8 protein-coding genes are annotated in these 11,344 nt (G+C 62.5%); 5 read left to right on the forward strand and 3 right to left on the reverse strand.

Annotated features, from left to right (window positions below; translation table 11 throughout):
- Positions 1-197: 197 nt before the first annotated feature.
- The gene (locus ACR9WD_RS06160; protein WP_434922957.1) at positions 198-3,953 is read right to left on the reverse strand and encodes a multifunctional oxoglutarate decarboxylase/oxoglutarate dehydrogenase thiamine pyrophosphate-binding subunit/dihydrolipoyllysine-residue succinyltransferase subunit; all 3,756 of its coding nucleotides are present in this window, start codon (positions 3,951-3,953) and stop codon (positions 198-200) included.
- 429 nt (positions 3,954-4,382) lie between these two features.
- Between ACR9WD_RS06160 and ACR9WD_RS06165 the strand changes: the two genes are divergently transcribed.
- The 5 genes from ACR9WD_RS06165 to ACR9WD_RS06185 all read left to right on the forward strand — a co-directional run bounded on the left by ACR9WD_RS06165 (position 4,383) and on the right by ACR9WD_RS06185 (position 9,306).
- Positions 4,383-5,705 (forward strand): hemolysin family protein, encoded by a 1,323-nt coding sequence (locus tag ACR9WD_RS06165; protein ID WP_038990424.1) that lies wholly within the window; start codon positions 4,383-4,385, stop codon positions 5,703-5,705.
- Entirely contained in the window at positions 5,698-6,771 is a 1,074-nt protein-coding gene (locus tag ACR9WD_RS06170) for a hemolysin family protein (protein ID WP_434922958.1), read from the forward strand. The genes ACR9WD_RS06165 and ACR9WD_RS06170 overlap by 8 nt, the downstream gene beginning before the upstream one ends.
- A 129-nt stretch (positions 6,772-6,900) precedes the next feature.
- Positions 6,901-7,734 (forward strand): metal ABC transporter ATP-binding protein, encoded by an 834-nt coding sequence (locus tag ACR9WD_RS06175; protein WP_073707659.1) that lies wholly within the window; start codon positions 6,901-6,903, stop codon positions 7,732-7,734.
- Between the two features lie 9 nt (positions 7,735-7,743).
- On the forward strand, positions 7,744-8,601 hold the full coding sequence (locus tag ACR9WD_RS06180) for a metal ABC transporter permease (protein ID WP_128470625.1): 858 nt from the start codon (positions 7,744-7,746) through the stop codon (positions 8,599-8,601).
- 75 nt (positions 8,602-8,676) lie between these two features.
- Positions 8,677-9,306 carry a maleylpyruvate isomerase family mycothiol-dependent enzyme gene (locus ACR9WD_RS06185; RefSeq protein ID WP_434922959.1) on the forward strand — a complete coding sequence of 210 codons (630 nt, stop codon included), beginning with the start codon at positions 8,677-8,679 and terminating at the stop codon, positions 9,304-9,306.
- 27 nt (positions 9,307-9,333) lie between these two features.
- Here the strand turns inward: ACR9WD_RS06185 and ACR9WD_RS06190 are convergent, their stop codons facing one another.
- Both ACR9WD_RS06190 and ACR9WD_RS06195 read right to left on the reverse strand, forming a co-directional pair.
- On the reverse strand, positions 9,334-10,794 hold the full coding sequence (locus tag ACR9WD_RS06190; RefSeq protein ID WP_434922960.1) for an HNH endonuclease: 1,461 nt from the start codon (positions 10,792-10,794) through the stop codon (positions 9,334-9,336).
- Positions 10,795-10,874: 80 nt separating this feature from the next.
- Positions 10,875-11,300 (reverse strand): Fur family transcriptional regulator, encoded by a 426-nt coding sequence (locus tag ACR9WD_RS06195; protein ID WP_434922961.1) that lies wholly within the window; start codon positions 11,298-11,300, stop codon positions 10,875-10,877.
- Between the last annotated feature and the right edge of the window lie 44 nt (positions 11,301-11,344).

Consider the following 11,344-nt stretch of genomic DNA (forward strand, 5'->3'; position numbering starts at 1 on the left):
GTTGGCTCAAAAAGATGAATCGATCCCCACCTTAGCAGTCGGATCGCCGGCATCGGGGGAGGCAGCCAGTGGTTGAACCCCACAATTCCCTGCGAGAATCCGGTGCCGGGGTTAAAGCGCTGTGCCGGCGAACCTCCGAGGTCAACCCCCGGTCGGTTCGCCGGCACAGCTGGCCAGCAGCGTTCAGCCGATGCTGGTTAGCGGGCGAAAGCCTGCTGGATCAGCACTGCGTTTTCTGCTTCGTGGCGCTTGGCGGTACCGGCCGAGGTGGCAGCCGATGCCGGGCGCGAAACGAGCTTGATCTTGCGATCGAGCTGCGGCACCACGTAGAGGCCGAAGAACGGCCATGGGCCCTGGTTCGCAGGCTCGTCCTGGACCCACGAAACCTCGGCGTTCGGGTACTTGGCCAGCTCGGCGGCGATCTGCTCGGCCGGAGCCGGGTAGAGCTGCTCGACGCGCACCAGTGCGGTCTTGGTGTCGTTCGCCTTGGTGCGGGCTGCCAGCAGGTCGTAGTACACGCGGCCCGAGCACAGCAGCACCTTGTCCACGGCGTTCGCATCGGTGATCGACGCATCGCCGATGACCTCGCGGAAGCCGCCGGTGGTGAAGTCCTCCACGGCGCTGGCGGCTGCCTTCAGGCGAAGCAGCTGCTTCGGGGTGAAGACGATCAGCGGCTTGCGTGGACGGGCGTAGGCCTGGCGGCGCAGCAGGTGGAAGTGGTTGGCACCGGTGGACGGCTGGGCCACGACCATGTTGTTCTCCGCGCACAGCTGCAGGAAGCGCTCGATGCGGGCCGAGGAGTGGTCCGGGCCCTGGCCTTCGTAGCCGTGCGGCAGCAGCATGACCAGCGAGGAGGACTGCGACCACTTCTGCTCGGCGGAGGAGATGAACTCGTCGATCACGGTCTGCGCGCCGTTGACGAAGTCGCCGAACTGCGCTTCCCACATGACCAGCGCATCCGGGCGCTCTACCGAGTAGCCGTATTCGAAGCCGAGGGCGGCGTATTCGGAGAGCAGCGAGTCGTAGATCCACAGCGGAGCCTGGTCCTCGGACAGGCCCTTCAGCGGGTACCACTCGTTGTCGTTCTCGCGGTCGTGGAAGACTGCGTGGCGCTGCACGAAGGTGCCGCGGCGCGAGTCCTGGCCTGCCAGTCGGACCGGCACGCCTTCCATGGTCAGGCTGCCCAGGGCTGCCAGCTCGGCGAAGCCCCAGTCGATGCCGCCTTCGCGGGACATCTTCTCGCGGCGTTCCAGCAGCGACTTCAGCTTGGTGTGCATGGTGAAGCCTTCTGGGATGTCCAGGTGGGCGGCACCGATCTTGGCCAGGGTCTGCTCGGAGATGGCCGAGCCGCGGGCGCCGTCGACGGTGTTCTCGTCGGCGGCCTGCGCGAATGGCTTCTCCAGGTCGTTGATGGTCGAGCCCGGGGTGATGATCGGGATCGGGGAGGTCTGGGCGGCATGCGTCTCGGCGAAGATGCGCTCCAGGTTCTCCTTGTACTCGGCCAGCACGTTCTCGGCTTCTTCCTGCGTGATGTCGCCGCGGCCGACCAGGGCTTCGGTGTACAGCTTGCGGGTTGAGCGCTTGGCTTCGATCAGGTTGTACATGATCGGCTGGGTCATCGACGGGTCGTCGCCCTCGTTGTGGCCGCGGCGGCGGTAGCACACCAGGTCGATGACGACGTCCTTGCCGAACTTCTGGCGGTACTCGAAGGCCAGCTGGCCCACGTGCACCACTGCCTCCGGGTCATCCCCGTTGACGTGGAAGATCGGGGCCTGCACGGTGCGGGCCACGTCGGTGGCGTAGACCGAGGAGCGCGAGGAGCTCGGCGCGGTGGTGAAGCCGATCTGGTTGTTCACGATCACGTGCACGGTGCCGCCGGTCTTGTAGCCCGGCAGCTGGCTCATTGCCAGCACCTCGGAAACCACGCCCTGGCCTGCGAAGGCGGCGTCGCCGTGGACCAGGATCGGCAGCACGGTGTTCTTCTGCTCCAGCCGGTCCAGCTTGGCGCGGGTGATGCCCTCGAGCACCGGATCGACGGCTTCCAGGTGCGATGGGTTGGCAGCCAGGTAGATCTTGGTCTGGTTGCCGGCGTCCGAGGTGTACGAGCCCTCGGTGCCCAGGTGGTACTTCACATCGCCTGAGCCCTGGACCGAGCCCGGGGTGGCGGTGCCTTCGAATTCGCGGAAGACCTGTGCGTAGGTCTTGCCGGCGATGTTGGTCAGCACGTTCAGGCGGCCGCGATGGGCCATGCCGATCGCAACCTCGTTGAGCTGCTCGTCGGCTGCGTCGGAGATGATCGCATCCAGCAGCGGAATCAGCGATTCGCCGCCTTCCAGCGAGAAGCGCTTCTGGCCGACGAACTTGGTCTGCAGGAAGGTCTCGAAGGCCTCGGCGGAGTTCAGCTTGCTCAGGATGCGCAGCTGCTCTTCGCGGCTTGGCTTGGCGTAGCCGGATTCCAGCTTCGCCTGGAACCATTCGCGCTCTTCCGGGTTCTGCAGGTGCATGTACTCGGTGCCGATGGTGCGGCAGTAGGCATCGCGCAGCACGCCGAGGATGTCGCGCAGCAGCGCGCGGTCCTTGCCGCCCAGGCCGCCGGCCAGCCATTCGCGGTCCAGGTCCCACAGGGTCAGGCCGTAGGACTTGATGTCCAGGTCCGGGTGCTTGCGCTGGACGTATTCCAGCGGGTTGGTGTCGGCCATCAGGTGGCCGCGCACGCGGTAGGAGTTGATCAGGTGCTGGATGCGGGCGACCTTGTTGACCTGCAGGTCGATGTCGACCTGGTTGTCGACGGCCCAGCGGACCGGCTCGTAAGGGATGCGCAGCTGCTCGAAGATCTCGTCGTAGAAGCCCTGCTCGCCCAGCAGCAGCGACTCGACCAGCTTCAGGAACTCGCCCGAACCTGCACCCTGGATGACGCGGTGGTCGTAGGTGGAGGTCAGGGTGATGTGCTTGCCGATGCCCAAGGCAGCCACGGTCTTCTCCGAGGAGCCGCGGTATTCGGCCGGGTATTCCAGTGCGCCGACGCCGATGATCGCGGCCTGGCCCTTGGACAGGCGGGGCACCGAGTGCACGGTGCCGATGCCGCCGGGGTTGGTCAGCGAGACGGTGGTGCCTGCGTAGTCGTCAGCGGTCAGCTTGTTGCCGCGGGCGCGCTTGATCAAATCTTCGTAGGTGGCCCAGAATTCGTTGAAGCTCAGGGTCTCGGCGGCCTTGATGTTCGGCACGGCCAGCATGCGGGTGCCATCCGGCTTCGGCATGTCGATGGCGATGCCGAAGTTCACGTGGGCCGGCTGGATCGCGGTCGGCTTCTTGTCGATCACGTCGTAGGTGACGTTCATCGACGGGATCTGCTTCAGCGCACGGATCACGGCGAAGCCGATCAGATGGGTGAAGGAGATCTTGCCGCCGCGGGCGCGCTTGAGATGGTTGTTGATGACAATGCGGTTGTCGATCATCACCTTGGCCGGCACGGCACGCACGGTGGTTGCGGTAGGAACGGTGAGCGAGGCATCCATGTTGGTTGCGATGGCCTTCATTGGCCCGCGCAGCGGGGTGCGCTTCTCCTCGCCGTAAAGTTCGGTGGACGGCGTGGCCTTCGGGGCCTGTGCCGGGATCGGGGCAGTCTTCGGAGCTGGCTCAGCCTTCTTGGCTTCAGCGGCCGGAGCTGGTGCTGCCGTGGCAGCCGGCGCTGGTTCGGTGGCACGGGCCTGGGCGGCGGCGCGTGGTGCGCCCTGCCCGTTGGCAGCTGGTGCTGCCGCGGTTGCCGCTGCTGGTGCCGGCTGCGCTGCCGGTGCTGCGGGTTCCTTCTTTTCGGCGGCGAGAGATTCGAAAATATCCCACCATTTCTTATCTACCGAGTTCTTGTCGACGAGATACTGTTCGAACAGCTCGTCTACTAGCCACTCGTTTCCACCAAACTCTTCAGTCAGCCGGTGGTGTGCTTGCTCTGGCACGTGCAACGCCTCTTCCCTGATTTCTACGTTGTTCTAGCTTGAGCCGGTGGTCTTTCGAGGACGTGATACGACCACTGCGGCCCACAAGATTTCTAGACCTGCGCACCAGTCTAGTGACTTTTTCTCCCACTTGGCCACGGCACGTATCTAATCTCACGAAAGTGTCGCGTATAACATGCCGTTCAGCGTATCCGCGGCACCGCTGAACGAGCATGTGTCGAAGTCGTGCGCAACGGCACTTCGTTCGATAGACTGATGCGCACTATGGAATCTCACTCTCCAAGCCGGTGTGCCGCCCACGGGCGCAGTGCCGGCCACAACAGTCCATGTTCAGGAAGTTCCGCCTCCCGTTTGGAGCCTTCTAGTTGCCGCCAGATCGGCACTGAAACTGAACTTTGCACGCCAGCGCATAGGCGGCGGTAAGCACCTATGGAATGGCTCTCAATACTCTTCGGCCTGCTGCTGATTCTCGGCACCGGCTTCTTCGTGGCCGTGGAATTCTCCTTGGTCGCACTGGATAAAAGCACCGTCCAGAACGCAGTCAACAATGGCGAGCGCGGCTCCAAGCCGCTGCTGCAGTGCTTGACCTCTCTCTCCACCCAGCTCTCCAGCTGCCAGCTGGGCATCACGCTGACCACTTTGCTGACCGGCTATGTGCTTGAACCTGCGATGAGCGCGCTGCTTGAGCCGTTGATGGAAAAATTGGGCATTCCCGCCGCAAGCTCGCTGGCCATCGCGGTTGTCGTCTCGATGGTCGTTGCCACCTTGCTGTCGATGCTGATCGGCGAGCTGGTCCCGAAGAACATGGCGATCGCCAAGGCCATGGCGGTCGGCAAGCTGCTGGCCCGCCCGCAGCTGGTCTTCACCGCCATCTTCAAGCCGGCGATCATCGTGCTCAACGGCTTTTCCAACATGGTCCTGCGCAAGTTCTTCGGGCTGGAAGCCAAGGAGGAAATCTCCGCGGCCCGTTCCTCGCAGGAGCTCGCTTCGCTGGTTCGCCGTTCGGCCCAGCTGGGCACCCTGGATGTGCAGACCGCGCGCTTTGTGGAATCCACCATTGAATTCTCCGAGCGCACCGCTGCCGACGTGATGACCCCGCGCACCTCGATGTCCACCATCGATTCCGAGGCGGCCCTGTCCGAGCTGATCGAAGTCAGCGCCGACACCGGCTTCTCGCGTTTCCCGGTCACCACCGGATCCACCGATGAAATCCAGGGCATCTGCCATGTCAAGGCGATTGTCTCGGTGCCCCGTGAACGCCGCGCCGCGCTGCAGGTGGGCGAGTTCGCCCGCGATGCGCTGTACGTGCCGGAAACAATCCACTTGGACGTGCTGCTCGAGCAGCTGCGCGCCGCCGAATACCAGGTTGCAATCGTGATGGACGAGTACGGCGGAACCGCCGGGCTGGTCACCCTTGAAGACCTGGTCGAGGAAATCGTCGGCGAAGTGTCCGATGAGCACGACGAGGACGAGGAAGAAGCAGTCACCCAGCCCGATGGCAACTGGCTGTTCCCAGGCATGTACCGTCCGGACCAAATCAACGAGAACTTCGATGGCGACGTGATCCCGGAGGAGTCGGCGTACGAGACGATCGGCGGCTTCATGCTCGCCGAACTGGGCCGCTTGGCCGAGCTCAACGACCAGGTCGTCACCGAGCATGGCACCTTCACGGTGACCGAACTCGACGGCCGACGCATCTCGCAGGTCCGCTTCGAACCAGCAACCCCAGCGAAGGAGGAAGGCAATGAATGACTTCATGGGCCTGATCTGGCTGGTTGTGCTGCTGGCCGGCAACGCGTTCTTCGTCGCCGGTGAATTCGCGGTGATGAGCGCACGTCGTTCGCAGATCGAACCGCTGGCCGACGAAGGCAACAAGCGGGCGAAGGTCGCGCTGTACGCCATGGAGCACGTGTCGATCATGCTCGCGGTATGCCAGCTGGGCATTACCGTCTGCTCGCTGCTGATCCTGAATATCTCCGAGCCGGCAATCCACCACCTGCTCGCCGAGCCGCTGATGAAGATCGGCATGGCCGAATCCGCCGCGGACTCCGTTGCCTTCCTGATCGCCTTGATCCTGGTGACCTTCCTGCACGTGACCTTCGGCGAAATGGTGCCGAAGAACATTTCAGTGTCCATCGCCGACAAGGCCGTGCTGCTGCTGGCCATGCCGCTGGTTGGCCTGTCCAAGCTGCTCAAGCCGATCACCGCGTCGCTCAACGGCCTGGCTAACCTCGTGCTGCATGCCTTCGGCATCGAGCCGAAGGACGAGGTGGCCAGTTCCTACACTGCCGCCGAAGTTCGCTCGATCATCAATACTTCCTCCGAGGAAGGCGCGCTGGATGAGGACGACGCCGCCCGGTTGACCAAGGCGCTGGAATTCTCCTCGGTGACCGCACGCAGCTGCATGGTTCCGCTGGATGACCTGTTCACCTTGGAATACGGGCAGACCACCGCACGCGAGTTCGAGAAGAAGGTCGGCAAGACCGGATTCTCGCGCATGGTGATCACCAAGAACGACGTCCCGGTGGGCTACTGGCATGTCAAGGACGTGATGCTCATCGATGATGCGCACTCCACGCAGCCGCTGCTCGACTTGCCATTGCATCCGCTGGGCCGGTTGGAGCAGGACACCGAAATCGAGGCGGCACTCGAAGCGATGCGGCAGGAAGGAAACCACCTTTCTGCAGTCGTCGACGAGTCCGGCGCAACCCTCGGCGTCGTCTTCCTGGAGGACATCATCGAGGTGCTGGTTGGCGAGATCACCGATACCACCCGAAAGCGCGTTATCCCGCCTCGCAGCGAAAAGCAGGCAAAATAGCGGAAGCTCACGCCTAAGCGCATATTGCGAATGACTCGCAACTGGTAGGATTGACTGCGGCACCCATTGCGGTGCCGCAGTTTTTCGTCGCCGGCCCACCCGCAGCCAGCGCAATCCAGAAAGCAGTCAATGACTCAGACCCCCATCGTCAAATTCGAAGACGCGCGCCTTGCCTTCGGCTCGCGCGTGCTCTGGGAACAACTCGACCTGTCCATCGCGGCCGGGGAGTTCCTTGCAGTTCTGGGGCCCAACGGATCGGGCAAGACCAGCTTCATCAACACGATGCTCGGCACCACCGCGCTGAATCACGGCCGCGTCTCGATCGCCGGTGAGCCGGTGCGCAGGGGATCAGCTGCCGTCGGGTTGATTCCGCAGCAACGACCCTTTGGGGACAACGTTCCGTTGCGCGCCCGCGATCTGGTGGCGCTGGGGGTGGATGGCGCCAAGCCCGGGATCCGCATGGCCCGCCGGGCTGTGCGCAACAAAGTCGACGAACTGCTGGAGCTCGTTGGCGCCAGCGGCTACGCCAACCGCGCGGTGTCCGACCTCTCCGGAGGCGAGCAGCAGCGCTTGCGCGCCGCCCAGGCATTGGCCAGCGACCCTCGGGTCCTGCTGTGCGATGAGCCGTTGCTGTCGCTTGACCTGAACCACCAGCAGGCGATCAGTGAAGTGATTCACCGCCAGGCTGTGGAGCGCGGCAGCGCCGTGGTCTTCGTGACGCACGAGATCAACCCGATCCTGCCGTACGTCGACCGTGTCCTGTACCTGGCCGAAGGGCGCTTCCACCTGGGCAGCGTGGATGAAGTCATGCAGTCCTCCGTGCTCACCGAACTTTACGGCGCTCCGGTCGCGGTGCTTCGGGTCAACGGACGCATCGTGGTGGTCTCCGGTGACGGAACCCGGGCCTTGCCCGCCGACGGGCATGACCACATTGAAGACATCGAACTCGAGACCGGAAAGTAGGAGCAGGATATGAACTTTTCGGATCTTCTGGAGAAGGCATTCAATTTCCAGGACTATGGGCTGCTGCTTCCGCTGGTGACCAATTCCTTGATCGCCGGCGCTGCCCTGGGCATCGTCGGCGGCCTGATCGGGATTTTCATCATGATGCGCGACATGGCTTTCGCCGTGCACGGCATCGCCGAGCTGTCCTTCGCGGGTGCGGCGTTCGCCTTGCTCATCGGCGCTGATGTGGTGACCGGTTCAGTCTTCGGTTCCATGATCGCGGCCCTGATCCTCGGCATCCTCGGAACCCGGGCCCGGGATCGTAACTCCATCACCGGAGTGCTCATGCCTTTCGGACTTGGCTTGGGCATCCTTTTCCTGTCGCTGTATGAGGGGCGAAGCGCGAACAAGTTCGGCTTGCTGACCGGCCAGATCGTGGCCGTGGATGATGTGCAACTGAACGGAATGCTGCTCCTTTCGGCAGTAGTGGTCATCGCGCTGCTGCTTGTCTGGCGCCCCTTGACCTTCGCTTCGGTGGATCCGGTGGTTGCCAACGCCCGCGGCGTGCGCACCTCGGGCCTGTCCATTGTCTTCATGATGATTCTGGCGTTGGCCGTGGCGGTGACGATCCAAGTGGTTGGCGCCTTGCTGGTGCTTGCGTTGCTGATCACGCCGGCCGCCGCCGCCATGCGCGTGACGTCCAACCCGGTTGCTACCGTCGTGCTCTCCATCGTGTTCGCAGAACTGGCTGTCGTAGGCGGCATCCTGCTGGCATTGGCAGGTTCCTTGCCGATCAGCCCGTATGTCACGACGATTTCATTCCTTATCTATGTGATCTGCCGTGGAATCGAAGCGGTGCGTTCCCCGCGCCGGCACCAGGTATAGCGCTTCTGTCCCTGGAGCGCGTCGGCTGGCATGGGCTTGCTTGACTAACTGGACTCCATGCTCCCAAGGTGGAACATGAGCAAAATCCCTGCCAGTGAAATCTGGCCATTGGTCCACGCCGAGCGCCTTGCCCTGATCGATGATCTGGGAACATTGACGGCGGATCAGTGGGAGGCTCCTTCGCTCTGCAGCGGGTGGAGCATCCATGACGTGGCCGCCCATTTAGTCAATAACGCGCGGGCAACGATTTTCCGGCTGCTGATCGCGATGGCCAAGGCTGGATTCAACTTTGACCGCCAGAACGATCAGGGAGTGGCGGCAGAGAAATCCGCAACTCCCGATGGCACATTGCAGAAGCTTGTGAAGGTAGCTGGTTTGCGCGATGCTCCGCCGGGGCCGGTAGCCAGCCGATTGGTCGAAGAAATCGCGCACGGCGAGGATATCCGCCGTGCCGTGGGCTTGAAACGGGACTATCCCGAAATGTCGCTGGAATTGGCGATCAAGTACCAGGCCGCCACCCCTCAAGGCGTTGGCGGTGCCAAGGAACTGGCACGCAAGGTGCAGTTATGCAGCCAGGACGAAACTTTTCGTTGGGGCATTGGCCCGCAGATCGCCGGCACTCGTCTTGAATTGCTGATGCTGCTCTCCGGCCGCGGCAAGCATGCTAGAGGGTTGTCAGGCCCGGGGATGGCCTTCGTGCGATGAATAGTGCAACGGAGCACGCGCTGCTATCTATGATTGCGTGCAATATGGCCCATCGGGATGGTCGAGCCGTTCCTTGAATTGCGTGAACCACTGTGAATCGCACATCAATTGCGGGAATGGCTTATGAACGTACCCAGTTGCCGGTGGCGCGGTAGAGCGATAGGACATTGCCGAGCCCGGGCAGATCAGCATCGAATGATGATCATTGAATGCGGTGTATTCGTACCAGCCGGTGGCTTGCTTTGCCTTATTGCAGATGGCGCAACGGCCCGATGAGTTCGAAACACTGGTCGCTCCGCCACGGGCAAATTGGGTGACATGGTCTGTTTCCTCGACCAGCCCATCGCAGAACGGGGTTCGGCAGTGCCGGTCGCGGATCCTGATGAACTTCTTGAGCTTTTGCGGGAAGATCCGGGCTTTGGAATCCATCGTGATCAGTTCCTGATCCCCAGGTGCTGTGTACAGGCGGGTAATCTCGGTCATTACCTCGATCCGCTCAATATTTTCCGGGGTGAGCTTGGCTTCCATTTCCTCGAAGGTCAGCTCATTGGGGATTTGGTGGCCGCCAATTAGTTCACGGGCTGTCTGGGCAGGGATGAAGCCGTAGCCTTCCAAATAGGCCGGTTCCCGATCGCCCATGAACAATGCCTTGTCGGTCATGATCAGCCCCAGCTGGACGTTGATCGTCTGTTCGTTGTTTTCATCGAAGAACATGTAGCGGGCCAGCAGGTCGGCCTCGATCTGCGTGCGCGTGCGCGGGTCGCCCTTGCACTTGATCCTGAACGATTGGTCCCGCAGGGTCTTCTGCAAACCGGTGCCGCCCACAATGGGCAGGCGAGCTTGCAGGAAAACGCATCCTTCTTCGCGGTCCTTGCGGAACCGGACATAACGCTGGGCGTTGGAGTCCTTGAGCTTCTTGTCTTCGCGATCCGAGGTGTATTTGACAGTGAAGTCGGTGACCGTCTCCTTGATGCGCTTAGGCCCCATGGATTCGAACATGTCTGGATTCTGCCTGAAAATCCCATCGAATTCAGTGCGGCGCAGCGGCCGGACATCCTGCAGCGGAGTGAGCATTGCCTGGATCTGCGCTTCGGTGAATTCACCGCGGGAAAACGCGGCGGCAATATTTGGCGTGTCTTCGAAGAGGATGCGGCAGTTGACCAAGTAGTTCCTGGAACCGTTTTGGGGCCGCTTGCGGGCGATGGCGACCCGGCTGGCTGCGCCGCGGACCTGGTCATCGATATTGGTGCCACGCTCCTCATTCTCGCGCAGCACTTCCTTCTCCAGCTGATGAGCCAGGCCAGCTTGGCCATAGCGCAGGGAAGCGATGACGCCCTCGATGGATTCGATGGCTTGGGCGCATTCGGCTTTGCTGCCATGGTCTTGGAGCCATGACAGATCGTTCTGCAGCTGGATCAGGTGGGATTCCAAATCCGGCTGATCCGCGGTGAGTGCGAGGCCGTTTCCGTGCGCCTTTGCTTCGGACATACTATAAGTATACGCGCGTTATTCGAAAATGTCTTCGAATATTTTCTGGTGGGGATAACCGATCCCGGGTCTTGAAACGGCTACTTGGCGGAGCTGCTGCCGGTCTCGGCCTTGGCTCGGCAGTCGGCGCAGAGGCCGTAGATCTCCACGGTGTGCTCGGGATCGGAGAAGTCGTGCTCCGCCGCGACGCGGGCGGCCCAGCGCTCGACGGCCGGGGCGAGCACCTCGACGGTCTTGGAGCAGGAGCGGCAGACCAGGTGATGGTGGTGGACTTCGGTGACGCACTGGCGGAAACGGGCTTCGCCATCTCCGCTGCGCAGCACGTCGACCAGGCCGTCGTCGGCCATGGACTGCAGCAGGCGGTACACGGTGGCCAGCGAAACCTTCTTCTCGGAATCCTGCAGCCAGCGGTGCAGCTGCTGTGCGGTGGCGAAATCATCGACCTCGCTCAGCGCCTCGGTGACGGCCAGGCGCTGCTTGGTGACCCGGGTTTCTGGCTGGGACATCGACGTGCACCATTCCTTGACGTTGTTGCGGACCGGCGACCAGC

Origin of the sequence: Glutamicibacter sp. PAEs-4 (assembly GCF_051161755.1) — a bacterium.
Classification (GTDB): Bacteria; Actinomycetota; Actinomycetes; order Actinomycetales; family Micrococcaceae; genus Glutamicibacter; species Glutamicibacter nicotianae.

Bases quoted from the DNA above. Each gene is read 5' to 3' on its own strand.
- ACR9WD_RS06175 (WP_073707659.1), top strand. From the start codon at position 6,901: ATGACTCAGACCCCCATCGTCAAATTCGAAGACGCGCGCCTTGCCTTC.
- ACR9WD_RS06180 (WP_128470625.1), top strand. From the start codon at position 7,744: ATGAACTTTTCGGATCTTCTGGAGAAGGCATTCAATTTCCAGGACTAT.
- ACR9WD_RS06185 (WP_434922959.1), top strand. From the start codon at position 8,677: ATGAGCAAAATCCCTGCCAGTGAAATCTGGCCATTGGTCCACGCCGAG.
- ACR9WD_RS06195 (WP_434922961.1), bottom strand. From the start codon at position 11,300: ATGTCCCAGCCAGAAACCCGGGTCACCAAGCAGCGCCTGGCCGTCACC.
- ACR9WD_RS06165 (WP_038990424.1), top strand. From the start codon at position 4,383: ATGGAATGGCTCTCAATACTCTTCGGCCTGCTGCTGATTCTCGGCACC.
- ACR9WD_RS06190 (WP_434922960.1), bottom strand. From the start codon at position 10,794: ATGTCCGAAGCAAAGGCGCACGGAAACGGCCTCGCACTCACCGCGGAT.
- ACR9WD_RS06170 (WP_434922958.1), top strand. From the start codon at position 5,698: ATGAATGACTTCATGGGCCTGATCTGGCTGGTTGTGCTGCTGGCCGGC.